The organism is Nocardiopsis sp. NPDC101807 (assembly GCF_044766605.1).
In the GTDB taxonomy this organism is placed as follows: domain Bacteria; phylum Actinomycetota; class Actinomycetes; order Streptosporangiales; family Streptosporangiaceae; genus Nocardiopsis; species Nocardiopsis tropica.
Map to the genome: position 1 here is coordinate 93,262 of NZ_JBIWMK010000007.1, position 24,260 is coordinate 117,521.

22 protein-coding genes and 1 pseudogene are annotated in these 24,260 nt (G+C 72.4%); 13 read left to right on the top strand and 10 right to left on the bottom strand.

Annotation, left to right across the window (positions count from 1 at the left end):
• The first annotated feature begins 119 nt into the window (after positions 1 to 119).
• Entirely contained in the window at positions 120 to 938 is an 819-nt protein-coding gene (locus ACIRPH_RS21755; RefSeq protein ID WP_402917057.1) for a lysophospholipid acyltransferase family protein, read from the top strand.
• Between the two features lie 120 nt (positions 939 to 1,058).
• Here ACIRPH_RS21755 and ACIRPH_RS21760 read toward each other — a convergent pair whose 3' ends face one another.
• Together ACIRPH_RS21760 and ACIRPH_RS21765 are read right to left on the bottom strand one after the other, a co-directional pair.
• Entirely contained in the window at positions 1,059 to 2,006 is a 948-nt protein-coding gene (locus ACIRPH_RS21760; RefSeq protein ID WP_402917059.1) for an ROK family glucokinase, read from the bottom strand.
• Between the two features lie 141 nt (positions 2,007 to 2,147).
• Positions 2,148 to 2,642, bottom strand: coding sequence for a hypothetical protein (locus ACIRPH_RS21765; RefSeq protein WP_402917061.1), 495 nt, complete (start codon positions 2,640 to 2,642; stop codon positions 2,148 to 2,150).
• A gap of 540 nt (positions 2,643 to 3,182) precedes the next feature.
• On the opposite strand from ACIRPH_RS21765, the gene ACIRPH_RS21770 reads away from it, so the two are divergent.
• The 4 genes and pseudogenes from ACIRPH_RS21770 (at position 3,183) to ACIRPH_RS21785 (ending at position 7,843) form a co-directional block, all read left to right on the top strand.
• Positions 3,183 to 4,982, top strand: coding sequence for an AMP-dependent synthetase/ligase (locus tag ACIRPH_RS21770; RefSeq protein ID WP_402917063.1), 1,800 nt, complete (start codon positions 3,183 to 3,185; stop codon positions 4,980 to 4,982).
• Positions 4,983 to 5,450: 468 nt separating this feature from the next.
• Positions 5,451 to 6,545 (top strand): ribosome small subunit-dependent GTPase A, encoded by a 1,095-nt coding sequence (gene rsgA, locus ACIRPH_RS21775; protein WP_402917065.1) that lies wholly within the window; start codon positions 5,451 to 5,453, stop codon positions 6,543 to 6,545.
• 116 nt (positions 6,546 to 6,661) lie between these two features.
• Positions 6,662 to 7,108: pseudogene (locus ACIRPH_RS21780) on the top strand (SAM-dependent methyltransferase); the annotation flags it as partial.
• Positions 7,109 to 7,333: 225 nt separating this feature from the next.
• Positions 7,334 to 7,843, top strand: coding sequence for a GNAT family N-acetyltransferase (locus tag ACIRPH_RS21785; RefSeq protein WP_402917779.1), 510 nt, complete (start codon positions 7,334 to 7,336; stop codon positions 7,841 to 7,843).
• 356 nt (positions 7,844 to 8,199) lie between these two features.
• Here ACIRPH_RS21785 and ACIRPH_RS21790 read toward each other — a convergent pair whose 3' ends face one another.
• The 4 genes from ACIRPH_RS21790 to ACIRPH_RS21805 all read right to left on the bottom strand — a co-directional run bounded on the left by ACIRPH_RS21790 (position 8,200) and on the right by ACIRPH_RS21805 (position 12,501).
• Positions 8,200 to 9,852 carry a cytochrome bc complex cytochrome b subunit gene (locus tag ACIRPH_RS21790; protein WP_402917067.1) on the bottom strand — a complete coding sequence of 551 codons (1,653 nt, stop codon included), beginning with the start codon at positions 9,850 to 9,852 and terminating at the stop codon, positions 8,200 to 8,202.
• Positions 9,853 to 9,855: 3 nt separating this feature from the next.
• Complete coding sequence (locus ACIRPH_RS21795; RefSeq protein ID WP_402917069.1) at positions 9,856 to 10,998, bottom strand: Rieske 2Fe-2S domain-containing protein; 1,143 nt, start codon at positions 10,996 to 10,998, stop codon at positions 9,856 to 9,858.
• Positions 10,991 to 11,851 (bottom strand): cytochrome c, encoded by an 861-nt coding sequence (locus ACIRPH_RS21800; RefSeq protein ID WP_402917071.1) that lies wholly within the window; start codon positions 11,849 to 11,851, stop codon positions 10,991 to 10,993. Before ACIRPH_RS21800 ends, ACIRPH_RS21795 begins: the two co-directional genes overlap by 8 nt.
• Before the next feature lie 95 nt (positions 11,852 to 11,946).
• On the bottom strand, positions 11,947 to 12,501 hold the full coding sequence (locus ACIRPH_RS21805) for a heme-copper oxidase subunit III (RefSeq protein ID WP_402917073.1): 555 nt from the start codon (positions 12,499 to 12,501) through the stop codon (positions 11,947 to 11,949).
• A 553-nt stretch (positions 12,502 to 13,054) separates the two neighbouring features.
• On the opposite strand from ACIRPH_RS21805, the gene ACIRPH_RS21810 reads away from it, so the two are divergent.
• From ACIRPH_RS21810 to trpD, 3 genes are all read left to right on the top strand, one after another.
• Positions 13,055 to 13,492, top strand: a complete 438-nt coding sequence (locus tag ACIRPH_RS21810) for a hypothetical protein (protein WP_402917075.1) — start codon at positions 13,055 to 13,057, stop codon at positions 13,490 to 13,492.
• Positions 13,493 to 13,512: 20 nt separating this feature from the next.
• Entirely contained in the window at positions 13,513 to 13,635 is a 123-nt protein-coding gene (locus ACIRPH_RS21815) for a hypothetical protein (protein WP_267948884.1), read from the top strand.
• A gap of 146 nt (positions 13,636 to 13,781) precedes the next feature.
• Positions 13,782 to 14,867 (top strand): anthranilate phosphoribosyltransferase, encoded by a 1,086-nt coding sequence (trpD, locus tag ACIRPH_RS21820; protein WP_402917077.1) that lies wholly within the window; start codon positions 13,782 to 13,784, stop codon positions 14,865 to 14,867.
• Between the two features lie 96 nt (positions 14,868 to 14,963).
• Here the strand turns inward: trpD and ACIRPH_RS21825 are convergent, their stop codons facing one another.
• From ACIRPH_RS21825 to ACIRPH_RS21840, 4 genes are read right to left on the bottom strand one after another with little or no spacing between them, the layout of a single operon-like run.
• On the bottom strand, positions 14,964 to 15,392 hold the full coding sequence (locus tag ACIRPH_RS21825; protein ID WP_402917079.1) for a protein-tyrosine phosphatase family protein: 429 nt from the start codon (positions 15,390 to 15,392) through the stop codon (positions 14,964 to 14,966).
• A 6-nt stretch (positions 15,393 to 15,398) separates the two neighbouring features.
• Positions 15,399 to 15,674 (bottom strand): Lrp/AsnC family transcriptional regulator, encoded by a 276-nt coding sequence (locus ACIRPH_RS21830; protein ID WP_267948881.1) that lies wholly within the window; start codon positions 15,672 to 15,674, stop codon positions 15,399 to 15,401.
• Between the two features lie 55 nt (positions 15,675 to 15,729).
• On the bottom strand, positions 15,730 to 16,494 hold the full coding sequence (locus ACIRPH_RS21835; protein ID WP_402917082.1) for a rhomboid family intramembrane serine protease: 765 nt from the start codon (positions 16,492 to 16,494) through the stop codon (positions 15,730 to 15,732).
• Positions 16,472 to 18,196 (bottom strand): DEDD exonuclease domain-containing protein, encoded by a 1,725-nt coding sequence (locus tag ACIRPH_RS21840; protein WP_402917084.1) that lies wholly within the window; start codon positions 18,194 to 18,196, stop codon positions 16,472 to 16,474. Before ACIRPH_RS21840 ends, ACIRPH_RS21835 begins: the two co-directional genes overlap by 23 nt.
• A 131-nt stretch (positions 18,197 to 18,327) precedes the next feature.
• Between ACIRPH_RS21840 and ACIRPH_RS21845 the strand changes: the two genes are divergently transcribed.
• From ACIRPH_RS21845 to ACIRPH_RS21865, 5 genes are all read left to right on the top strand, one after another.
• The gene (locus ACIRPH_RS21845) at positions 18,328 to 18,609 is read left to right on the top strand and encodes a hypothetical protein (RefSeq protein WP_267948878.1); all 282 of its coding nucleotides are present in this window, start codon (positions 18,328 to 18,330) and stop codon (positions 18,607 to 18,609) included.
• Positions 18,606 to 19,997 carry an NYN domain-containing protein gene (locus ACIRPH_RS21850; protein WP_402917086.1) on the top strand — a complete coding sequence of 464 codons (1,392 nt, stop codon included), beginning with the start codon at positions 18,606 to 18,608 and terminating at the stop codon, positions 19,995 to 19,997. Before ACIRPH_RS21845 ends, ACIRPH_RS21850 begins: the two co-directional genes overlap by 4 nt.
• A 389-nt stretch (positions 19,998 to 20,386) precedes the next feature.
• Positions 20,387 to 21,388 carry an NlpC/P60 family protein gene (locus ACIRPH_RS21855; RefSeq protein ID WP_402917088.1) on the top strand — a complete coding sequence of 334 codons (1,002 nt, stop codon included), beginning with the start codon at positions 20,387 to 20,389 and terminating at the stop codon, positions 21,386 to 21,388.
• A 343-nt stretch (positions 21,389 to 21,731) separates the two neighbouring features.
• On the top strand, positions 21,732 to 22,772 hold the full coding sequence (locus ACIRPH_RS21860; RefSeq protein ID WP_402917090.1) for an NlpC/P60 family protein: 1,041 nt from the start codon (positions 21,732 to 21,734) through the stop codon (positions 22,770 to 22,772).
• Positions 22,773 to 23,084: 312 nt separating this feature from the next.
• Positions 23,085 to 24,233, top strand: a complete 1,149-nt coding sequence (locus tag ACIRPH_RS21865) for a glycosyltransferase family 4 protein (protein WP_402917091.1) — start codon at positions 23,085 to 23,087, stop codon at positions 24,231 to 24,233.
• Positions 24,234 to 24,260 lie beyond the last annotated feature (27 nt).

Below are 24,260 nucleotides of genomic sequence, written 5' to 3' on the forward strand. Positions count from 1 at the left end.
GCGGCGGCTCCGACGTCCTCCCGGGGCGCGAGCCCCTCTGGCAATGTCGGTCGAGCGGGACAGTGAATCGTGGCAGGCCCTGCCCAGTCCTCCCCGCGTGTGCAGGGGTGATCTGAGCGATGTTCTACTGGGTGGTCAAGGCGATCCTGGGGCCGGTCCTGGCCGTACTGTGGCAGCCGCGCGCGGAGGGCGTGGAGAACGTGCCGCGGCGCGGTCCGGCGATCATGGTCAGCAACCACCTGTCCTTCTCGGACCACTTCTTCGGTCCGCTGCCGCTGCCGCGCAAGATCACCTTCCTGGCCAAGTCCGAGTACTTCACCGGTACGGGCGTGAAGGGGCTGGTGAGCCGGGCGTTCTTCACCGGCGTGGGCCAGATCCCGATCGACCGGTCCGGCGGCAAGGCGAGCGAGGCGGCCCTCCGCACCGGCCTGCGGGTGCTCAAGCGCGGCGACCTGCTGGGCATCTACCCGGAGGGCACCCGCTCCCCGGACGGCAAGCTGTACCGCGGCCGTACCGGCGTGGCGCGGCTGGCCCTGGAGTCCAAGGCCCCGGTGGTGCCGATGGCGATGATCAACCTGGAGAAGATCATGCCTCCCGGCCGCACCCTCCCCAAGCTGGGCGTGCGCCCCAAGGTCAAGTTCGGCAAGCCGCTGGACTTCTCCCGCTACGAGGGCATGGAGACGGACCCGCGCGTGCTGCGGGCCGTCACCGACGAGATCATGTACGCGCTGATGGAGCTGTCCGGCCAGGAGTACGTGGACCGCTACGCGCAGTCGATCAAGGCGGAGCTGGAGGCCGAGGCCAAGGAGGCGCGGCGCGAGCAGCACGCCGGCGACAAGGACCGCAGGCGCGCGGAGCGCGAGCGCCGCAAGGAGGAGCGGCGGGCCCGCAAGGAGGAGAAGCGGGCCGCGCGGGGCGGCGACGACGCGAAGGGGTAGCCCCCCACGGCGTGCGGGAGCGCGCCCCGTGGCGGCACGGGGCCCGCTCCCGCACGTGCTCCGACGGCGGCGGCCCGGGGGCGCGGGTCCCGGGGCCTCGCGGGTCGGCGGCGTGGCGGGTCAGTGGCGGGCGAGGTCCCCGGCGCCGACGATGCCGGCCTCCCCGCCCAGTTCGGCCAGGCGCACCTCGGCCAGGCGCCGGTCGGGCCGCCCCGACACGTGCCGGGCGAAGGAGGCGCGGACGGGGTCCAGCAGGATCGACCCGGCGTCGGAGACCCCGCCGCCCAGGACGAAGCACTCCGGGTCCAGGATGGCGGCCAGGTCGGCGAGCCCCAGCCCGACCCACTCCCCGACGATCCCGAAGCACTCCAGCGCGGCCTGGTCGCCCTCCATGGCCGCCTGGGTGATGACGTGCCCCTCCACCTGCTCGACGACCCCGTCGGCCAGCTTGAGCATGCGCTCGGCCGCCCGGGGGTCGGTGCGGGCCCGGTCCTGCCCCTCCGCGACCAGGGCCCGGCCGCTGGCGTACTGCTCCCAGCACCCGTGGTTGCCGCAGGCGCAGCGGCGCCCGTGCGGGACCATCCGGTAGTGGCCGACCTCGGCGGCCACGCCGAAGCGGCCGCGCTGCAGGGCCCCGCCCATGACCAGGCCCCCGCCGATACCGGTGCCCAGGGTGACGCAGACGATGTGGTCGCTGCCGCGCCCGGCGCCGAACCGGGCCTCCGCCCAGGCCGCGGCGTTGGCGTCGTTCTCGATGACCACCGGCAGGCCGACGCGCTCCTGGACCCGCTCCTTGAGGGGTTCGTCGTGCAGCCCCAGGTTGACGGCCACCTGGATGGTCGCGCGGTCCTCGTCGACGAAGCCGGCCACGCCCACGCCGACGGCCCGGACCGCCTCCGGCTCCTGCCTGCCGCACAGCTCGGCGACGGCCTTGGCGACGACGTCGGCCAGGCCCTCCGGGTCGGCGGAGGGGGTGGGGTACTTGACCTTGTCGAGGATTCGCCCGTCGCGGTCGACGACCCCGGCGGCGACCTTGGTTCCGCCGATGTCTACGCCGATGGTCAGCATGGGGGCTGCTCCTTCGCACTTACGCCCGAACTCTGACATAAGTCTCAAGGTTCATGGCAGAGGGTTTTCAAATGGTGTAAACCATTCGATTAAACCAGGCCGGGGGCGACCCCCGACACCCCGGAAGCCAAAGCCGCCGGGCTAACCCCGATCCCCCGCCCCGGCCTGCCCGTCCACGGCCTCCGGGGCGCCGTCCCCCGGGGCCCCGGAGGACGGCGAGGAGGCCGACGGCTCGGCGGCGGAGGGGGCCCGCCCGGCCTCCCGGCGCCCCGCGGCGTCCGCACGGCCCTGCTCCAGGGAGCGCTCGACCACACCCCAGGTGCGGCCGAAGGCGTCGAAGGCGGCCAGCCCGGCGCGCCCCAGGTGCCCGGCGACCTCGGGGGCGGACCTGCGCACGATGTCCAGGACCTCCTCCAGCGGGGGCCGCTCCTCCTCGCTCTCCAGCCGGATCGCCTCCTCCCACACGTCCCCCTTGGACGGGGGCGGAGAGGTGACGGCGCCGACCCCGCGCTTCACCCCGGCGACCAGAAGTCTGCGCTGGAGGGTGTCGACCAGCCTCAGCGCGTCGTCGATGAGGTCCGGGGCGTCCCCCCTTCCCGCACCCGAACCGCCGTCGCGACCGGTGTTCTCCGCCATGTCCGCTTCCTCTCCTCGCGCCACGTTCCTGGCTTCACGGTAACCGGCCCCGGTGCGCCCGGCGGGCTTTCTCAGGGCAGGTTCAGGGACGGGCCAGGGATGAGCCGGGGCTCCCCCGGCGTTGTCGCAGACGGCGGGGCGTCCGCTTTCAAAACGTGACTAACCGCCTCATATAACTCATATGACACAGAGTTAACGTGATGTGCACAAAGACCATGGCAGGCGTATAGTCTCGCGTGCGTACGCGAAGTCAGCGGAATCACCCTCCTGACCTGCGCACTTCCACATCTCCCCGAAGGCGCCGCACGCCGTCGGACCGGGCGGGCCCGCGTACCGCACGACACCTCGGGGACCCGGACCCGACACGCCTGACGACAGGGGGACACCACGCTGAGCAGCGCGTTCACTCCCTGCCACGCCCCGGCTCCGGATCACCGTTGGATACCGAACGGCAACACGTTCTACTCATGAGTAGCATTCTGTTGTTACGGTCGTCACGTCCCCACTTATCCAGAACCCGTACACGTCCAGGAGCACCACGTGCGCGAATACAGCTCTCCCGCGAAGGCTGAGATCTCCGACGACGCGCGCCTGACCGACACGCTCTACGCGCGCGCGGTCGGCGAGCCCTCTGCCGTCGCCGCCCGTCGGCAGGAGTCCGGCCAGTGGCGCGACGTCACCGTCGCGGAGCTGCACGGCGACATCGCCGCGTACGCCAAGGCCTTGATCGCCGCGGGCGTCGAGCACGGAGACCGCGTCGCCCTGATGTCGCGCACCCGTTACGAGTGGACCGTCGCCGACTACGCGATCTGGTCCGTCGGCGGTGTGACCGTCCCGATCTACGAGACCTCCTCCGCCGAGCAGATCGAGTGGATCCTCTCCGACTCCGCCGCCAAGGCCGCCTTCGTGGAGACCGGGGACCACGCGGAGCGCGTCGAGTCGATCCGCGCCAAGGCTCCCGCGCTCGGCCCGGTCTGGCGCTTCGACGGCCCGGAGTTCGCGGAACTGCGCTCCAGCGGGACCGAGGTCACGGACGAGGCGCTGGAGAAGCGCCGCACCGCCGTCAAGGTCGACGACATCGCCACCCTCATCTACACCTCGGGCACCACCGGCCGCCCGAAGGGCTGCGAGCTCACGCACCGCAACTTCCTCTTCATCGCCCACAGCGCCCTCGCGGGCCCCGCCAAGCAGGTGCTGCGCGGGAAGGAGAACCCCTCCACCCTCCTCTTCCTGCCCCTGGCCCACGTCTTCGCCCGCTTCGTCCAGGTGATGGTCGTCGAGGGCAAGGCGACCCTCGGCCACTTCCCGTCCACCGGCCCGGAGCTGATCGAGCAGTTCTCCGTCTTCCGGCCGACCTTCCTCCTCGCGGTCCCCCGCGTGTTCGAGAAGGTCTACACCAAGGCCGAGCAGAAGGCGACGGCCGAGGGCAAGGGCAAGATCTTCAACGCCGCCGCCGAGACCGCCATCGCCTACAGCAAGGCGCTCCCCACCGGGCAGATCCCGCTCGGGCTGAAGCTCAAGCACAAGCTGTTCAGCAAGCTGGTCTACGGCAAGCTGCTCGCCGCGCTCGGCGGCAACGCCGACTACGCCGTCTCCGGCGGCTCGGCCCTGGGCGCCCGCCTCGGCCACTTCTTCCGCGGCATCGGCTTCACCATCATCGAGGGCTACGGCCTCACCGAGACGACCGCTCCGACCTCGGTCAACAGCCCCGAGTTCAACAAGATCGGCACCGTGGGCCAGCCCCTGCCCGGCACCACCGTGAAGATCGCCGACGACGGCGAGATCCTGCTCAAGGGCGACCACATCATGGTCGGCTACTGGCAGAACGAGAAGGCCACCGCGGAGGCCTTCACCGAGGACGGCTACTACCGCACGGGCGACCTCGGCACCCTCGACGACGACGGCTTCCTGAGCGTCACCGGACGCAAGAAGGAGATCATCGTGACGGCGGGCGGCAAGAACGTCGCCCCGGCCGTCCTGGAGGACCGCATCCGCGCCAACGCCCTGGTCAGCCAGTGCATGGTGGTCGGCGACAACCGCAAGTTCATCGCCGCGCTGATCACGATCGACCCGGAGTCGTTCGCGCAGTGGAAGGAAGCCAACGGCAAGACCGGCGAGATCGCGGACCTGACGCAGGATCCGGACCTCAACGCCGCCGTCCAGGAGGCCGTGGACAACGCCAACAACGCGGTGTCCAAGGCCGAGGGCATCAAGAAGTTCAAGATCCTGCCCAGCGACTTCACGGAGGAGAGCGGCCAGATGACCGCCTCCCTGAAGGTCAAGCGGCACGTGGTCAGCAAGCAGTGGAGCAAGGAGATCGACGACATCTACGGCGCCTGATCCCCGGGACTCCGGAAGGGGCCGGCCGCCTCCCGGCGGCCGGCCCCTTCTCCGTGCGCGGGGCGCGGAGGAGCCCCTGGAGGCCGACGAGGCGACCGGACGGGCGATCCCGCGGGCGCGGGCCGGGCGACCGTCCCCCCAGCACCCGCGCTCCTCGGCCGAGCGGCCCGGCCCCGCGGCGACCTCGGGCGACGGCCCGGTCGGGAGAATCCCCGCGCGACAGGCCCGGATCTCCCATCTCCGTGCTACCATTGCCGACGCAGAGACAACCCGGTCGACTGCGGGACCAGAAATGGGAGGTGAGTTGATGTCTGCGGTGAAGGCCGCTGCCCTGTGCAGCGCCCGTCGGACCATCCTCACGTCCCGGGCCCCGGTCTGACCTGACGCTGTTCCCCCCGTCCGAGCCCTGAGGGCTCACGGGAGTCAGCACTCCGTGCTCATCGGGGCCCCTGTTCAAGGGTCTCTACGTTGTCTCCATCCCTTTCGCATCATGCTCAGCCGTACTCCCTGGCGGACTACGGCTGGGACCAGGCGTGCGAGCACGCCTTCGCCCCCCGTCGCGCCGAAGGGCTGATCCCGGCCCGCGTCGTCCGGGCCGACCGCGGCTCGTGCGAGGCCGTCACCGACGCCGGAACCGTCCGCGCGGACCTCCCCGGCACCGCGGACCGGAGCGATCCGCTGACAGCACCGTGCACCGGCGACTGGGCGGCCCTGCGCCCCCTCGCCGGCGCCGCACCGCTCCTGCACGAGGTCCTGGAGCGACGCACCTCCCTGGTGCGCGCCTCCTCCTCACGGACCTCGCACGGCCAGATCCTGGCCGCCAACGTCGACACCGTCGTGGTGACGGTCTCCCTGGCCGCACCGCTCAAGCACGGCCGCACCGAACGCATGCTCGCCCTGGCCTGGGAAAGCGGCGCCCGACCGGTCGTGGTCCTGACCAAGGCCGACGCGTGCGCGGACCTGCCCTCGGCGCAGGAACAGGTGGCACAGGCGGCCGCCGGCGTGGACGTGCTGGTCACCAGCGCCCGGACCGGCCAGGGCCTGGACGTCCTGACCGCCGTCCTCGACGGCACCGTCGTGCTGCTCGGCCCCTCCGGGGCCGGCAAGTCCACCCTGGGCAACCGGCTGCTGGGCCAGGACCTGCTGGCCACCGGCGCCGTGCGTGAGGCGGACGGCAAGGGACGGCACACCACTTCCTGGCGGGAGCTGCTCCCGCTGCCCGGCGGGGGCGTGCTGCTGGACACCCCCGGCCTGCGGGCGATCGGTCTGCACGACGCCCAGGGCGGTCTGGAACAGACCTTCGCCGAGATCGAGGACCTCGCACGGGAGTGCCGGTTCGCCGACTGCTCCCACACGAGCGAACCGGACTGCGCGGTGCTGGCAGCGGTCGAGGCGGGGGAGATCCCCCACCGCCGTCTGGACAGCTACCACCAGCTGCTCCGGGAGAACGCCTACGCCGCCTCCCGCACCGACGCCCGGTTGCGCGCCGGCCGCGAGGCCGCCAAGAAGGACATCACCCGGCACCTGCGTGCCACCTACCGGTTCCGGGAGCGTGGCCGGTGAAGGACACCGACAGCGCCCACCGGGGCGTCGGCGAGGACCCGGTGACGCAGGCCCTCCTGTCCCTGCACCAGGACCTGCCCCGGCAGGGCCCGGGGTCGGACGCCACCACACGCCGCATGCTCGGGGCGGTCGGCCCGCTGCCCGAGCACCCGCGGGTGCTCGACGCGGGCTGCGGCCCCGGGCGCTCGGCCCTGCTGCTCGCCGAGGAGGCCGGCGCCCGCGTGCTCGCGGTCGACCTGCACCAGCCGTTCCTGGACGGCCTCGCCGCCGAGGCGTCACGCCGGGGCCTGGGCGAGCGGGTCACGGTCCTCCACTGCTCGATGGACGAGCTGCCCGTCCCCGATCACGGCTTCGACCTGATCTGGGCCGAGGGATCGGTGTACACCATCGGCTTCGACCGCGCCCTGCGCTCCTGGCGACGCCTGCTGGCTCCCGACGGCGTCCTGGCCCTCACCGAGATCGAATGGACAACGCCCGACCCGGCCGCTGCGGCGCGCGCCTACTGGGAGGAGGCCTACCCGCTGCGCACCCGCGCGGCCAACGTCGCCGCCGCGCGGGCGGCCGGCTACGAGGTGCTCGCGCACTGGCCGCTGCCCGAGAGCGACTGGTGGGACGAGTACTACACGCCCCTCGTACAGCGCATCGCCCGGGCTGACCCGCGGCGCCCCGGCATGCCGGAGGCGCTGGCCGCGCACCGGGCGGAGATCGACATGCGGCGCCGGCACGGCGGCGACTACGACTACGCCGTCTACCTGCTCCGCCCCCACGACGACACAGAGAACGGAACCATGACTACCTGGACCACCCGCCCCGAGACCACCGACGACGTCCCCGCCGTCCGCGAGATCCTCCTGGCTGCCTTCCCCACCGCCGCCGAGGCCGACATCGTCGACGCCCTGCGCGCCGACCACCGGGCGTGGATCGAGGGCCTGTCGATGGTCACGACGACCTCCGAGGGCACTCCGGTCGGGTACGCACTGCTCAGCCGCTGCCACGTCGACGGTGAGCCCGCCCTCGCCCTGGCCCCGTGCGCGGTGGTGCCCTCCGCCCAGCGGACCGGGGCCGGTTCGGCCGCGATTCGCGCGGCCCTGGACGCCGCCCGGGCCATGGGGGAGAACCTCGTCCTCGTCCTGGGCCATGCCGACTACTACCCGCGGTTCGGCTTCACCCCGGCGTCCCGCTTCGGTATCCGGGCGCCCTTCGAGGTACCGGACGAGGCCATGATGGCCATGGCCCTGGACGGCGCCCGCCCCGTCCCGACCGGCACCATCGGCTACCCCGCCGCGTTCGGGGTCTGACCCCTCCCGCGCCTCCGGGGGGACTCCCCCCGGGGGCGCGGCCGCCGTCGCGGTGCGTGATTCCAGAAGTGGGGAACGGGGGCTGCCGCGGGGCGGGGCGTGTGTCCAGGAGTACGGCGCCCGCTGCGGGGCGCCCCTCGCCCCTCGCTGGCCTCCCCGGTCCGGCCCCGGCCGGACCGGGGCCCGCCCGGCGCTCCCCGGGGGCTCACAGGGCCGCCGGGGGCCGTTCGCTCCCGGCCGCCGTTCCCCGGCGGCGGGGACGCGGTCGGCCCGGCGCCGTCCTGCGGTCCGGGGGGGCGCGAACGCGACGGACCCGGCCGCGCGGTGCGGCCGGGTCCGTCGAACAGGAGGCGGTCCTAGTGTGCGGACTCCTTCTCACCCTCCGGTGCGGAGTGGTGGAGGTGGTGGCCGCTGTGCGCCTCGACACCGTCGATGGACACGTTGTCCTTGGTGTACCAGTGGGCCAGGGCGCGGCGGAGCTTGCCCATGCCCTTGCGGGCCTCGGGGTTCTCCACGCCCTTGTCGTCGACGTCCGCGTCGTCCGCGAGGGCCGTGGAGCTGATGAGCGGCTTGCTCTCCAGCACCTCGGTGGTCTCCTCGGAGTTGCGCTTGTGGACCTCGATGAACTCACCGCTGGGCAGCTGGCGGATGGTGCCGCTCTCGTACCCGTGCTCCAGGGTGTCGCGGTCCCTGCGCTGGAGGCCCAGGCAGATCCGCTTGGTGACGATGAACGCCACGACCGGCCCCACGAAGACCAGCACACGGAAGATGTACGTGGTCAGGTACAGGTCGATCGAGAAGGTCTCCGACAGGATGTCGTTGGACCCGGCGAGCCAGAGCACACCGTAGGCGGTCATGCCCGCGACGCCCAGGCCGGTGCGGACCGGCGCGTTGCGCGGACGGTCGGCCACGTTGTGGACGCGCTTGTCCCCGGTGATCCACTGCTCGACGAACGGCCAGGCGCCCGGCAGGACGAAGAGCATGCCCATGACCCCGAGCCCCGGGACGAGCACCGCGATCGGCACCGCGTAACCGAAGACGCTGAAGTCGAAGGTGTTCGGGAAGATGCGCAGCGACCCCTCCAGGAAGCCCATGTACCAGTCGGGCTGGAGCCCGGAGGTGATGGACGTCGGCGTGAAGGGCCCGAACAGGTGGATCGGGTTGATCTGCACGAACGCGCTCAGACCCGCGATCACGGCGAACGTGAAGAAGAAGAACCCGCCGGCCTTGACCGCGAACGCGGGGAACATGGGCGTCCCCACCACTGTCTTCTCCGTGCGCCCGATCCCCGGGTACTGCGTGTGCTTCTGGTGCCACAGGATCATGAAGTGCGCCACGATCAGGGCCAGGAGCACCGCCGGGATCGCCAGCACGTGCAGCATGTACAGCCGCGTGATGATGTCCTCGCCGGGGAACTCCCCGCCGAAGAGGAACATCGACACGTACGTGCCCACCAGCGGCAGCGCCAGGATCACGCCCTGGAGGATCCGCACGCCCATGCCCGAGGGCAGGTCGTCCGGCAGCGAGTAGCCGAAGAGGCCCTCGATGATCGACAGCGCGAAGATCGCGATACCGATCAGCCAGTTGATCTCGCGCGGCTTGCGGAACGCACCGGTGAAGAACACGCGGAGCATGTGCACCACGATCGCCGCCAGGAAGATCAGGGCGGCCCAGTGGTGGATCTGCCGGACGAGGAAGCCGCCACGCACATCGAAGTCGATGAACAGCGTGGAGGCGTACGCCTCCGACATGGGAACGCCCTGGAGGCGCTCGTAGGAGCCGTCGTAGACGACCTCCAGCATGCTCGGCTTGAACCAGAGCGTGAGGAAGACGCCGGTGACGAGCAGGATGATGAACGAGTACAGCGCGATCTCGCCCAGCATGAAGGACCAGTGGTTCGGGAAGACCTTGCGGAGGTTCTTCTCACCGGTCTTGGCCAGGTGGAAGCGGTCGTCGATGAAGTTTCCGACGCCGCGCAGCGCCTTGGGTGCTTGCGTGGTCTTACTCATCGACTAGTCCTTCGCATAATCCCAGAACGTCGGACCGGTCGGCTCCGTGAAGTCGCCGGTCGCGATGAGGTAGCCCTCATCGTCGACGCTGATGGGAAGCTGCGGCAGAGCGCGGTGCGCCGGTCCGAAGACGACCTTGGCGGCGTCCGCAGCGTCGAACGTTGACTGGTGGCACGGGCACAGGATGCGGTGCGTCGTGCGCTCGTACAGGGCTGCGGGGCAGCCCACGTGGGTGCAGATCTTGGAGTAGGCGATGATCCCGTTGTGCGTCCAGTTCAGACGCGTCTCATCGGTCCCCTCGATCGGCGCGGTCATGCCCTCCTTCCAGTCGTTCTCCGGGATCTTGATCAACAGGATCACGGACTTCGCCTGGTCGGTGAGGCTCATGCCGTGCGGGTGGTGCCCGTCGTCGATCGCGGGAAGGGCGGAGATCATCCCGTACGGGTCGTTCTCCAGGTCCTCCGCGCGGATCTCCCGGTGGGTCCCCTCGACGAACATGCGCATCCCGGGTTCCCACGGGGTGTGCTTCAGCTTGTCGCCGGGCAGCGGGCCCGTGTCGCGCAGCAGCACGATCGGGGCCAGGCCCAGGGGCACCATCGCGAGGATGAGCGTGCGCCGCATGAGCGGGCGCTTGGTGAAGCCGCTCTCGTCGGCGCTCTTCATGAAGAAGTCGCTGAAGGAGCCCTTCTCCTTCTCGTCGGACGCCAGGTCGTCGTAGGGCGAGTGCACCTCGTAGTGGGGCATCACCTGGCGCGCCCAGACCGTCATGCCCGCGCCGATACCGAACATGGCGACGGTGAGCGTGCCACCGAGCAGCATGTTCGAGTACTGGCCGATCTGCGGGTCGGCGATCGCCGGCTCGCCCGCCGCGTTGGGCGGGAACAGGAAGTAGGAGACGAGGAACCCGATACCGCCGAGGAAGGCGATGATGAACCACGCGGACGCGGCCTTCTCACCGCGGCGCTGGACCTCCTCCGGGCGCGCGTGGGTCTCCGACGCCCGGTAGGGGCCGGCGTGGTCCTCGGGCGCCTCGGCCGAGGACTCGGTCACCACGCGTTCCTCCGCGGCGGCCGTCGGGGTCCCCACCACGCGCTCAGGCGTGTGGGCCCCGGCCTCGTTGTTGTCGTTGTTGTCGTTCTCAGTCATGTGCACGCTGCTTCGCGGTGATCCAGATCGCGCAGGCGACGATCAGGGCCAGGCCGACGACCCACCCGATGAAGCCCTCGGCGACCTGGCCGATCCGTTGGAGGTCGAAGACGCCGCCGGCGTTCGGCTCCGCCTGGAGGGTCTTCACGTAGGAGATGAGCTCGTGCTTCTCCTCGGGGGTGATGGCGCCGTCGCTGAACATCGGCATGGCGCCGGGGCCGCTGACCATGGCCTCGTAGATCTCGCGCGGGGAGGCGTCGTGGATCTCGGGGGCCCAGCGGCCGTCGGTGAGGGCGCCGCCGCCACCGGACCAGCTGTGGCAGTGCGCACAGTTGGTCAGGTAGAGCTTCATGCCCATGTCGGTGTCCTCGGCGCCCTCGATGTAGGAGTCGTACTCGGACTCCCACTCCTCGACGGCCGCCTCGTACGCCGCCTCGTCCTCGAAGTCGGCGCGGTTGGGCTCGGAGTCCGGGACCTCGTAGGGCACCTCGGCGCCGCTCTCGCCGTTCCTGATCTCCGCGTTGTAGTACGCGATCAGGTTGGCCAGGTCCTGTTCGGACATGGCCATGGGCTTGCGCGGCATCTGGCTGCTCGGGTCCATGGACGGCATGCGCCCGGTGCTGACCTGGAAGTCGATGGCCGCGGGACCGACGTCGCGGAGGTCGGGACCGTTGGTCACGTTCCCCTCCGCGTCGTAGCTGCCACTCCCGTCGTAGTTGTGGCAGCTCGCGCACGTCTGGTCGAAGACGGTCTTGCCCTCGGCGATGTCCACGTCATCCGGTGACGGGACGTCAGCGGCGAGAGTCTGCGCCTGGGCCTGGTCCGCGGTGGGTGCCAGGGCGGCATACCCCACCCCGAACAGGGCTAGCGCGAGGATGACGACGACATACCCCGCAAGGGGATGCCGTCGCCGCGCGGTAATCCATTTCACGGTTTCCCCGTTTCGGGTTACTGGATGAAGTAGATGGTGAAGAACAAAGCGACCCAGACGACGTCGACGAAGTGCCAGTAGTAGGACACGACGATCGCGCTGGTTGCCTGCTGGTGGGTGAAGCGCTTCGCGGCGTACGTGCGTCCCAGCATGATGAGGAACGCGACCAGCCCACCGATGACATGGAGTCCGTGGAAGCCCGTGGTCAGGTAGAACATCGACCCGTAGGCGTTCGACTGAAGAGTCAGGCCCTCGTGGACGATGAGCTCGTAGTACTCGTAGGCCTGTCCCAGGATGAAGAACAGTCCCATGAAGAACGTCACGAAGAACCACATGCGCAGCTTCTTGACGTCGCCGCGCTCTGCGGCCCAGACGCCGGCCTGCGCGGTGAAGCTCGAAGCCACGAGGACCACGGTGATGGTCGACGCCCACAGGACGTTCAGGTGGGCTGCCGGCCAGGCCCCGAGGTCGGGGTTTCCGTTGGTCACCGATCGGATGGTGAAGTACATCGCGAACAGCGCAGCGAAGAACATGAGCTCGTTGGCCAACCACACGATGGTGCCAACGCTCACCAGGTCAGGACGCTTTGCCGCACCATGTGCTGGTGTCGGTGCTGTTTTTGGGTTCGCGGTTGCTGTCGCCACGGGAGCATTATTACGGCATCTCGCGAAGGTCCGTACTCGACCCCCCGTAAGGAGGCGGATCAGTCCCGGTATGGGCTGTCTCGGACCGTCGCCACGGCCCTCACGCCGTGACTCGGGCGTTACTGTAGCGGCTCGGGCACCGCGAGTCCGCATCCGCCGCGCCCCCGGGGGCCGAAAAGCGCGATCCTGGGCGGCTGGGGCGATTCGTACCCCGCTCCCCGCCACTCCAACCCAGCGCGGCCAACGCCCAGGTATCGAAACGATCACTGTTGGACAACGCCGCGCCCGGGGCGGGTGGGCGAACCCCTCCGAGGTACTGGCATCCTGTGGTGTCGAAGGTCTCAGCCGCCCGAAGGACCCACCCGTTCTCCTGGGCAGCGGGGCCACGAGGCAATACAGTCATAGGCATACAGCCAACGAACGCCACGGCCGCACCCCCCACGGCGGCGGCCGCGGACAGACGCGATGGGACGGTTGCGCGATGGTGGTCAGCGGTACGGACACGGATGCCAGGATGCGCGTGCTGGTCTACAGCGACAACGCCGACACCCGTGAGCAGGTCCGGCTCGCGATCGGCCGCCGCCCCGCGGCGGACGTCCCCCGGGTGGAGTTCGTCGAGTGCGCGACCGCGCCCGTCGTCCTGCGTCGGCTGGAGGACACCGACCCCGCCGCGGCGATCGACGTGGCCGTCCTCGACGGCGAGGCCTCCCCCGTCGGCGGGATGGGCCTGTGCCGCCAGATCAAGGACGAGATCTACCGCTGCCCGCCGGTCCTGCTCCTGGTGGGCCGCCGCGACGACGGCTGGCTCGCCACCTGGTCGCAGGCCGAGCAGGTCGTCAGCCACCCGATCGACCCCGTCGCGCTCGCCGAGTCGCTGGCCGAGCTGATGCGCCGACGGGTCGCGGCCCTCAGCGGGTGACCCGGGTGGGAGGCGCACGCGTGGTGGACGACAGCGGCGAGCGGGACATGCGCCGCCGCCTCGTGGTGGGCGGATCCCTCAACCACGGCGCCGACATCGGGCGATGGCGCGGCCGCGCCCCGTCCCCGTCCCCGGGGGCCTGAGGGCGGCCCGCCCGCCGTCCGCCGGCGCCCGTGAGGGCCGCCGCGCGCAGGCGGGTCCCGCCCCGGTGCCGCGCACCGCGGAACCCCTCCGCCGTGCGCCGCCTCCCCGGGTCCCTACGCCCGTTCCTCACCGTGGAGTCACCAGAATGAACGCCCCTGCCTCGCCCGCCCCCGAACCGTCCGCCGTCACCGAGCGGACCTGGTCGAACCTCATCACCGCCCTGCTCGGCGGTGTCACCCTCAGCAGCGCCGACACCGTCTGGGCGATGAACGAGATCATGTCGGGGTCGGCGACCGACGCCCAGATCGCCGGGTTCGCCATCGCGCTGCGCGCCAAGGGCGAGAGCGTGTCCGAGGTGACCGGCCTGGCCCAGGGCATGCTCGACAACGCCGTGCGCGTGAGCGTGTCCGGGCCGACCCTGGACATCGTCGGCACCGGCGGCGACCGGGCGCACACCGTGAACGTCTCCACGATGGCGGCGATCGTGGCCTCCGCGGCGGGCGCGCGCGTGGTCAAGCACGGCAACCGGGCCGCGTCCTCCTCCTGCGGCACCGCCGACGTGCTGGAGCGGCTGGGCGTGGTCCTGGACCTGCCCCCGGCGCTGACCGCGCGGGTGGCCGAGGAGGCGGGCATCACCTTCTGCTTCGCGCCGCTGTTCCACCCGTCCCTGCGCTTCGCCGCCAAGCCGCGCCGCGAGCTGGCCGTGCCGACGGTGTTCAACTTCCTGGGGCCGCTGACCAACCCCGCGCAGCCCACGGCCTCGGCGATCGGCGTCTTCGACGAGCGCATGTGCGAGGTCATCGCCGGCGTGTTCGCGCGCCGCGGCTCCTCGGCGCTGGTGTTCCGGGGCGACGACGGCCTGGACGAGCTGACCACGACGACCACGTCCACGGTGTGGGTGGTCCGCGACGGCGCGGCCCGCAGGGAGACCCTGGACCCGGCCGACCTGGGCATCGCCCGGTCCAGGGCCGAGGACCTGCGCGGAGGGGACGTGGAGTTCAACGCCCAGGCGGTGCGCGACCTCGTCGCCGGGCGCCCCGGTCCGGTGCGCGACGCGGTGCTGCTCAACGCGGGCGCCGCGCTGGCCGCCGTGGACGGCGTGGAGGGACCGCTGCTGGACGCCGTGGGCGCCGGGTACGCGCGGGCGGCCGCCGCCGTCGACTCCGGGGCGGCCGAGCGCGCCCTGGAGAACTGGGTGGAGGTCAGCCAGGGCCACGCCAAGGCGGTCTGAGGACGCGGTGGCCGGGCCAGCGCCCCGTCGCCGACCGCGCGGGGCGGGCGCCGGGGATCCCGGCGCCCGCCCCGCGTCCGGCCGCGGGCCCGCCGCTCACCCGAAGCGGCGCGCGAAGCGCCGCTGCCACGGGGTCTCCACCGCACGCGGCGAGTAGTGCTCCCGGACGTAGGCGACCGCCTCCCCGGCGGGCACCCCGTCCATGACGGCGAGGCAGGCCAGCGCGGTGCCGGTCCTGCCCCGTCCGCCCGAGCAGGCGACCTCGACCCTGCCGGCCCCGGCCCGCTCCAGCGCCTCCCGCAGGGCGCCGCGCAGGCCGGCCGGGTCGGACGGCAGGCCGAAGTCCCGCCACCTCACCCAGCGCGCCTCCCAGGGCACGGGGGGAGGCTCCTGCCCGAGCAGGTACACGGCGAAGGAGGGGGCGGGGCCCTCCGGGAGCGGGCGGCGCAGGCCCCGGCCGCGGACCAGCGCCCCCGAGGGGAGCCGGAGCACACCGGGCGCCGAGGGGTCCCAGGAAGATGTCACCGGCCCCTACCAGCCGATCGCGAAGGCGGACTCCAGGTCGTGCTTGGAGTAGGCCCGGAAGGAGATGTGGGTGTCGGAGGACAGGACCCCGGGAACCTTGTTGACCCGCCCCGGGATCACCTCCGCCAGGTCCTCGTGCCGGCGCACGCGCACCATGGCGATGAGGTCGACGCCTCCGGTGACGGAGTAGACCTCGCTCACCCCGTCGATCTCCGCGATCGCCTCGGCGACCTCGGGGATGCGGTTGACGTCGGCCTTGATCATGACGATCGCGGTGATCACTGTGCCTCCAGGGCGGTTGGCCGCGGGAAGGCGGCCCCGGCCGCGCGGGGCGCCCCTAGTAGACGTCGGAGAGCCGCGTCCCGGAGCGCCATCGCAGCCGGTAGACCACCAGTCCCGCGATCACCCCGGCGATGAACCCGTACACGTGCGCCGCGTAGGCGACTCCGCTCCCGGCGCCGGGGGAGTTCGATGTGGTGACGTAGAGAAGATACTGAAGCACGAAGTAGCTTCCGACCAGGGCCCACCCCGGCAGGCGCATCGGGATCACCACGAACACCAGCGTGGTGACCCTGCTGCGGAACTGCACGACGAGGTAGGCGCCGAGCACGCCGGAGATGGCGCCCGAGGCCCCCACCATGGGCATCTCCCCTCCGGGTTCCACCAGGGAGAAGCCGTAGGCCGCCGCCACACCGGTGACCGCGTACAGCAGCAGGAAGCGGACGCGGCCGATGCGGTCCTCCACCACGGGGCCGAAGACGAACAGGTAGACCATGTTGCCCAGCAGGTGCATGGCGCCGGCGTGCACGAACATCGAGCTGAGCACCGAGAACCACACGGACTTGCCGTCCACCGCCCCGCACTCGGGCACCGCGTGCGGGACCCGGTCCACCTGTCCGAGGATCTCGGCGGGCACCGCGCCCCAGCGCATGAAGTAGTCCTGGACGGCGCAGAAGCGGCCCACCATGTCGACCGGGTACCAGACGGCCGTGGCGGCCTGGGGCGACAGCAGGTAGACGAGGACGTTGACCGCGATCAGCGTGTACGCGACGACGGGGGCGCGGCGGACGGGGTAGTCGTCATTGAGCGGAAGCGCGGCCATGCGCCCAGTGTGTCATCTCCGTGTGCGCCTCGGCGCTCCGCAACGGGCATGTCCAGACCCCGTCGATGTCGACGAGCCTCGTCGCGGGGTCGGTGAGCCAGTCCAGGACGAGCTCGGTCTCCGCGGGAAGGGCCCTGGGGCTCGGCCCGTACCCCGGCGGGACGTACTCGGCGGTCGCCACGAGCGAGTCCAGGAACGCGGTCGGATCGGTGCCCGGCCGCAGGACCGCGCTGGCCGCGAGGCGCCCGTGGCGGACCACGCAGGTCTCCCAGCCCGGGGCGGAGCGCCGGGAGGCGACCACCTGGGGCACCGAGGCCAGGGCCGACAGCCGCTGGGCCCGCCGGGCGCCGCGCAGGAAGGCGGCCAGGCGGTCGCGCAGGGCGGCGGCCTCCTCGTAGCGCAGGGCGTCGGCGAGTTCGGCGATGCGCGAGGTGTGCGCCGCGACGACGGCGGCGGGGTCCCCGGTCATGGCCTCGCGCGCGGCGTCGGCGTGGACGGTGTAGGCGTCGTGCGCCTCGGTGCCGTCGCAGGGGGCTCCGCAGCGTCCCAGCTGGGCCAGGACGCACGGGTCGATCCTCCTGCTCTCGGAGAAGGCGTGCGTGCACTGCCGCAGCGGGAACGTGTGGAGCAGGGCCTCCTTGGCCTGCTCCGCGTCCCTGGCCGAGGCGTAGGGGCCGATGTAGGGGGCCCCGTCGTCCTTGACCGTCCGCACCACGGACAGGCGCGGGTAGGCGTCGGTGGTGAGCTTGACCCACGAGGCGCGCTCGGGGTTGCGCGAGCGCCGGTTGTAGGGGGGCTTGCGCTCGGCGATGATCCTCAGCTCGCGGACGGACGCCTCCAGTTCGGTGGCGCACTCGATGGGGGTGACGCCCTCGACCAGCGCGGCCATCTCGCGGATGTGCCGTCGGTTCTCCGCCGCGGTGAAGTAGGAGCGGACACGCCGCCGCAGGTTGTTGCTCTTGCCCACGTAGAGGCCGGCCCCGCGCGCGTCGGTGAACACGTACACCCCCGGCCCCTCCGGCAGGCCCTCCGCCAGGTGCCGCTTGGCCTTCTGGGCCCGGCTGGGGGGCTTGTTGACGGCGCGCAGCTCCTCCACGCTGGTCACGCCCATCGGCCCGAGGCGCTCGATCAGCCCGTGCAGGACCCCGACCGTGGCGCGCGCGTCGTCCAGGGCGCGGTGGTTGGGGGTGACCGGAACCCCGAAGAACGCGGCGAGGGTGGCGAGCCTGTGGTTGCGGGTCTCGCTCCGCGGGAGGAGCGCCCGGGCCAGGCGCAGGGTGTCCACCACCGGGTACCCGGGCCAGGCCGACCCGTGGCGCTCGCACGCGGCCTTCAGGAAACCGGTGTCGAAGGCGGCGTTGTGGGCGACCAGGACGGTGTCCGGCTCCGCGTCGAGGAACGCGAGGACGCGGGGCAGGACCTCCTCCATGGGGGGCGCGGTCGCCACCATGGACTGGGTGATCCCGGTCAGCAGGGTGATGGCGGCCGGGATGGGCACGCCGGGGTCGACCAGGGTGGAGAACTCGCCGAGGACCTCTCCCCCGCGCACCCTGACCGCGCCGACCTCCGTGACACGGGCGGCCGACGCACTGGTCCCGGTGGTCTCCAGGTCCAGCACGACGAACGTCGCCGCGGCCAGGGGCGTGCCGAGGTCGCTGATGCTCGTTTGGACGCCGGCGGGCGCCGCGGACTGTCGAACCACGCGGTCAGGCTAGTCGGCGGTGACGACCGAAATCGGTCGGGATACGGTCTGACCTGCCCGACGTGGAAAGATGTGGGGGACGGGGCCGGAAGGTCCGCGGCCCCGTGACGAGCACGACACGAGGAGGAACCGTGGGGATCGCTATGCCGGGTGACAAGGAGCGGTGGCGGTGCACCGGATGCGGGAACCTCACGCGGTTCGACGTGACCAGGACGACCCGTTCCCAGGACTACCTCCACCTGGACCTGGCCGGTGAGGGCCGCGTCGAGGAGCGGACCGTTCTCTCGGAGACGGTCGAGCGCGTGAAGTGCCGCTGGTGCGGCGCCACCGACAGCGTCGAGGTCATCGCCCGCCCCGACGCCGACCGGTCGGCCACCGGTTCCTCGGCGGAGAGCCCGACGGGTCAGGCATGAGCGCCCGCCCCGAGGCGGGCGGCGACTCCGACGGCACCGGCCCGCGCGACGAGAGTGTCGACGTGACGCCCGGCGCCGACAGCGACGGGGAGCGGCTGCGCCGCCCCCTGCCCGAGCCGGTGCGCGCCCGGGTCGTCGAGTACGGTTCCGACGTGCTGGGCGGCATGCGCGCGAGCGAACTCCCCCCGCTGCTGCGCAGGGTCGCCAAGTTCGAGCCGCGCCGCCGGGCCAGGCTCGCCGGCCCGCAGATCGCCGCCCAGCTGGAGACCGACGCCGGCTTCCGCGACATGGTCGCGACCCGGGTGCGGCAGGTGTGGCCGGAGCTGGCCGAGGGCCTGTACTCGGGCGTGGTGCCCCCGGCCGCGGACCCCGTGACGGTGGCGGCCTGCGCGTACCTGCTGCGCCCCAAGGGCTGGCCGGAGATCATCGAGGACGTCCACCGGGAGCTGGAGCGCCTGGCAAGCGCCAGGGAGGTGGACGAGGCGGCCGAGGCGCTGGACTCCGTGCGCCGCCAGCTGGACGAGGCCAGGAGCGAGCACCAGTCGGAGACGGAGCGGCTGCGCTCCCAGCTCAGGGAGCAGCGCACCGAGATCGCCGAGCTGCGCCGCAAGGTGCACACCGAGCGGCAGCGGGCCAAGGGCGCCGTGACGGAGGCCGCGCGGGTCCTGGCCGAGACCTCCGGCCGCGAGTCGGAGTCGGCCACGCAGATGAACGCCCTGGAGTCGGAGAACCGGCGGCTGCGGTCGCGGCTGGCCGCGGCCGAGGCGCAGGTGGAGAACGCCCGCCGGGCGGTGCGCGCCGGACGCAACGCGGACGAGGCCCGGCTCCGGGTCCTGCTGGACGTGCTGGTCGACTCCGCGCACGGGCTGCGCAGGGAGCTGGCGCTGCCCGCGGCCCTGGACAGCCCCGCGGACCTGGTCGCCGAGGCCGAGCAGCAGCGGCGGGTGTCGCTGGGCGGCCTGCCCGACGACGACCCGGGCCTGCTGGAGCACCTGTTGACGGTGCCCCGGGTCCACCTCCTGGTGGACGGCTACAACGTGACCAAGACCGGGTACGGGACCCTCCCCCTGGCCGACCAGCGCACACGCCTGATGGCCTCGCTGGAGGGGTTGGCCAGCCGGACCAAGGCCGAGATCACGTGCGTGTTCGACGGCGCCGACATCGACGCTCCCCCCGTGGCGGCCCCCACCCGGCGGGTGCGCCTGCTCTTCAGCGCGCCCGGGGAGACCGCCGACGAGCTGATCGTGCGGCTGGTGCGCGCGGAGCCGCCCGGACGCCCGATCGCCGTGGTGACCTCCGACAAGGAGATCGTGTCCGCGGTCCGGCGCGCGGGTGCGCGCGCGGTGCCCTCGGCGATCTTCCTGCGCCGCCTGGAGGCGCACGGCTGAGCCGCCCTCCCTCCCCCCGGCCGGGCCCCCGTAGGTCCCGACCGGGGGGAGCGGCGCCTCCCCTCCCGGCGCCGCCGGTGCGTGGCGAGGCGCACAGCGCACAGAAGCGCGCACGTTCCGGGTCACGCCGCGCACGACCGCTCCTTCCAGGCGTAACGTCCATGCGGGAACGGTGGGTTCCCCCATGATTCGGGGGTTGTGCCCACAGATGTGGTTGAGACGAGCAGAGCGGTCCGCTAGGTTCTTCCCGAACGTGAGTGCTCAGTCGGAGCGAAGGCAGGGTCTGTGCCCTCCGGTCGGGACCCGCACACTCACCCGCACCGCCTCCGCGCGGACACTGTCCTCCAGCACCCCTATGCGGACTTCCCAACCTCAAGGAGCGGACCGCCATGAAGAACCCCGGTGGTCGGCGTACAGCCCGCCGCATCGCAGCCACGACCGGTCTCAGCGCTGTCGTCGCGAGTACCCTCATCGCCCCGGGCACCGCCTACGCGGAGCCGACCCAGGACGAGGTCGAGGACCGGATCGAGGAGCTCAACGAAGAGGCCGCGGCCGCCGTCGAGACCTACAACCAGGCCAAGGAGGACCACGAGGTCGCCGAGGCCCTGTACGAGGAGCTCGAGGAGCAGGTCGGGGACGAGGAGGAGCGCTACGAGGAGCTGCGCGGCAAGGTCCAGCAGCTGGCCAGCGCCACCTACCAGTCGGGTGAGCTGGACTCCACGAGCACCATCCTGACCTCCGACGGCCCCGAGGCCCTCCTGGAGCAGAACGCCGACCTCAACTACCTCTCCGAGGCCCAGAAGGCCGAGCTGGACGAGTTCGGCGAGTCCTCCGAACGGCTGTTCAGCCTCAAGGACGAGGCGGAGGAGGCCCTGGAGGAGGCCGAGGCCGCCCTGGAGGAGGCCGACGAGGCCAAGACCGACGTCGAGGCGAAGATCGAGGAGCAGCAGGAGATCCTCGCCCAGTTCCCCGACGCCGACCGCTCCGCCGACGGCGCCGACTCCAGCGGCGGCCAGTCGTACACCGGCGGCGCGTCCGGCAGTGCCGGGGCTGCGCTGGACTTCGCCTACTCCAAGGTCGGCCTGCCCTACGTCTGGGGCGGCACCGGCCCCAACGGGTACGACTGCTCCGGCCTGGTCCAGGCGTCCTGGCGCAACGCCGGCGTCGACCTGCCCCGCACCACCTTCTCCCAGGCCGAGGTCGGCCACCGGATCAACGACATGAGCGCGCTCCAGCCCGGCGACATCATGTTCTTCTCCGGTGTGAACCACAACGGCCTCTACGCCGGCAACGGCCAGATGGTGCACGCGCCGAGCAGCGGCCGCAACATCGAGGTCGTGGACCTGGCCGCGTACTGGGCCGGACAGTTCGAGTTCGGCGTCCGCCCCTAGGCACGCCCCGCGCACGCGGAGAGGCCGCCCCCGGTTCGCCGGGGGCGGCCTCTCCGTGTGCGGAGCGTACACGGGTAAGGGACACGAAAGGGGTTTCCGGACACTCGGCCTCCCACGCTGGAACGTCACGAAAAGGTTGAGGTGGACCCGCGCGATGCACTAGTGTTCATCGCCGACAGCGGTTGCTCCTCTTCACCGCCCCCAGGTGGTGACAGCCGTGTCCCGACCGGGCCCCACAGCGTTCGGGCCGGCTCCCCGGCCCTTGAACCCCCACCCGGCGCAGTCCCTTGCTCCCGCTGAACCCCGCACGGCCCGGGACAAGGGGAGAAAGGTGTAACCCAACGTGTCTGCATCCCCTGGCGGCCGCAGGCGCCGCACAGCGGTCCTCGCCGCCCTCACCCTCGGGGCCCTCGTCACGCCCGCGGCGGTGGCGCACGCCGACCCGACCTCCGAGGAGGTCCGCGAGGAGATCGAGCGCCTCGAAGAGGAGTTCATCGAGCTCAACGCGACCTACAACGAGGCCCGGGAGACCCACGAGGCCGCGGAGGAGAAGCTCGAGGAGGTCCTGGCGGAGATCGAGACCGCCGAGGAGAACGTGGAGGAGCTGGGCCTGGACGTGCGCAAGCTCGCCGGGGCCGCCTATTCCAGCCCCGACTTCACCTCCTTCAACGAGCTGGTCACCTCGACCGGGCCCGAGAACGCCCTGGCCCACCAGGCGGACCTGACCTACCTCGCCGGCCAGAACGACGGGCAGCTGGCGCGGTACGCCGAGGAGCTCGCCAACCTGGAGACCCTGGAGGCCTCCGCGGTCGAGACCGAGGAGGAGGCGGCCGAAGCCCTCCAGGAGGCCGAGGACGCCACCGAGGAGGCCGAGGACGCCCTCGCGGAGCAGGAGGAACTGCTCTCCCAGCTGACCGCCGAGGAGCAGGAGGCGGCGACGGAGAACGTCGGCGGGTCCGGCGGAGGGGACGGCGGCAGCACCGGCGGCGGCGGTGGCGGCAGCTACACCGGCCCCGCCTCGGGCAACGCCAGGACCGCCCTGGACTTCGCCTACTCCAAGATCGGCATGCCCTACGTCTGGGGCGGCACCGGCCCCAACGGGTACGACTGCTCCGGTCTGACCCAGGCCGCCTGGGGCGCCGCGGGCGTGAGCCTGCCGCGCACCACCTACTCCCAGGTGAACGCGGGCCAGCGGGTGTCCTGGGAGAACAAGCAGCCCGGCGACCTGCTGTTCTTCTACCCGGGCGGCAGCGGCCCGGAGCACGTGGGCATGTACGCGGGCGACAACGTGATGGTGCACGCCTCCACGTCGTCCCGTCCCATCGGCACGGTGACCCTGAACGACTACTACCGCTCCAACTTCGTGACCGCCGTCCGCCCGTAGCGGCGGTACGCGCCCCGGGGCCCGCGGCGGACCGGCGGGCTCCCCCGGTGGCCGCGACCCCCTGGTTCCCGGGGGGGTCGCGGCCACCGTGCCGTTCGCGCAGGACCGCGGGGCGCGCAGGACCGGGTTCCCGCCCCCGTCCGGGGGCGCCCCCTCCGCCACCTGTACGGCGTAGATCACTGCAGGCCGGGCCGGCGGGACGGACCGCGCCACCGCCACCGCCCTCGCCGGGCGGCCCGGTGCCCGCCCCGGTCCGGCGCGGACGCCGGGTCGTCCCGGTCCGGCCGCGCGGGACGCCCTAGACTCGCTCCCGTGGCGCGCACCCTGATCATCACCAACGACTTCCCGCCGCGCTCCGGCGGCATCGAGTCCTTCGTCCACGAGCTGGCCCTGCGCCGGCCCGAGGGCTCCGTGGTCGTCTACTGCTCCTCCCCCTCCCCCGGCGACGCCGCCGCGGACCCGCACTTCGACCTGCGCCGGCCCTTCCCCGTCGTCCGCGACGCGGCGGGCGTGCTGCTCCCCTCGCCCCGGGTGGCCGCACGGGCGCGCGCGATCGCCGAGCTGGAGGACTGCGACACGGTGCTCTACGGGGCCGCCGCGCCCCTGGGCCTGCTCGCGGGCGGCCTGCGCGGCCGGGTCCGCCGCCAGGTGGCCCTCACCCACGGGCACGAGACCGGCTGGTCGGCGGTCCCCGGCGCGAGCGCGGCGCTGCGCCGCATCGGAGACACCACCGACACCGTGACCTACCTGGGCGACTACACCCGCAGGCGGCTCTCCCGGGCCCTGTCCCCGGCCGCCGCCGACCGGATGCGCCGCCTGGCCCCGGGGGTGGACGTCGAGCGGTTCCGCCCCGGGGCGGGGGGCGGGGAGGTCCGCGCGCGCCACGGCCTGGGCGGGCGTCCCGTCGTGGTGTGCGTGTCGCGCCTGGTCCCCCGCAAGGGCCAGGACACCCTGATCCGCGCCTGGCCCCGCGTCCTGGCGGACGTGCCCGACGCGGCCCTGCTCGTCGTCGGCGACGGCCCCTACGGACCCCGGCTGCGCTCAGCGGCGGCGGGGATGGACTCGGTGGTCTTCACCGGCCCCGTGCCCGCCGCCGAGCTCCCCGCCCACCACGACGCGGGCGACGTGTTCGCCATGCCGTGCCGCACCCGCCGGGGCGGCCTGGACGTGGAGGGGCTGGGGATGGTCTACCTGGAGGCCTCCGCCACCGGGCTGCCGGTGGTGGCCGGCGACTCCGGCGGCGCGCCCGACGCCGTCCTGGAGGGCGAGACGGGCCGGGTGGTGGACGGTTCGCGGCCCGGGCCCGTGGCGCGAGCCCTCATCGGACTCCTGAAGGACCCCGACCGCGCCGCCCAGATGGGCGCACGCGGCCGGGAGTGGGTGACGCGGACGTGGACCTGGGAGCACACGGCCGAGCGCCTGGAGGCGCTGCTGGCGGCTCCGGGGGGTGCGGGCGGCTGAGCCGCGGGGAGGCGTCGGCCCCGCTGC

Excerpts from the sequence above, each read along its gene's own strand:
- ACIRPH_RS21835 (WP_402917082.1), bottom strand. The coding sequence starts at position 16,494 with ATGGCCGCGCTTCCGCTCAATGACGACTACCCCGTCCGCCGCGCCCCC.
- ACIRPH_RS21785 (WP_402917779.1), top strand. The coding sequence starts at position 7,334 with ATGACTACCTGGACCACCCGCCCCGAGACCACCGACGACGTCCCCGCC.
- ACIRPH_RS21795 (WP_402917069.1), bottom strand. The coding sequence starts at position 10,998 with ATGACTGAGAACGACAACAACGACAACAACGAGGCCGGGGCCCACACG.
- ACIRPH_RS21755 (WP_402917057.1), top strand. The coding sequence starts at position 120 with ATGTTCTACTGGGTGGTCAAGGCGATCCTGGGGCCGGTCCTGGCCGTA.
- ACIRPH_RS21765 (WP_402917061.1), bottom strand. The coding sequence starts at position 2,642 with ATGGCGGAGAACACCGGTCGCGACGGCGGTTCGGGTGCGGGAAGGGGG.
- ACIRPH_RS21810 (WP_402917075.1), top strand. The coding sequence starts at position 13,055 with ATGGTGGTCAGCGGTACGGACACGGATGCCAGGATGCGCGTGCTGGTC.
- trpD (WP_402917077.1), top strand. The coding sequence starts at position 13,782 with ATGAACGCCCCTGCCTCGCCCGCCCCCGAACCGTCCGCCGTCACCGAG.
- ACIRPH_RS21790 (WP_402917067.1), bottom strand. The coding sequence starts at position 9,852 with ATGAGTAAGACCACGCAAGCACCCAAGGCGCTGCGCGGCGTCGGAAAC.
- ACIRPH_RS21850 (WP_402917086.1), top strand. The coding sequence starts at position 18,606 with ATGAGCGCCCGCCCCGAGGCGGGCGGCGACTCCGACGGCACCGGCCCG.
- ACIRPH_RS21855 (WP_402917088.1), top strand. The coding sequence starts at position 20,387 with ATGAAGAACCCCGGTGGTCGGCGTACAGCCCGCCGCATCGCAGCCACG.
- ACIRPH_RS21760 (WP_402917059.1), bottom strand. The coding sequence starts at position 2,006 with ATGCTGACCATCGGCGTAGACATCGGCGGAACCAAGGTCGCCGCCGGG.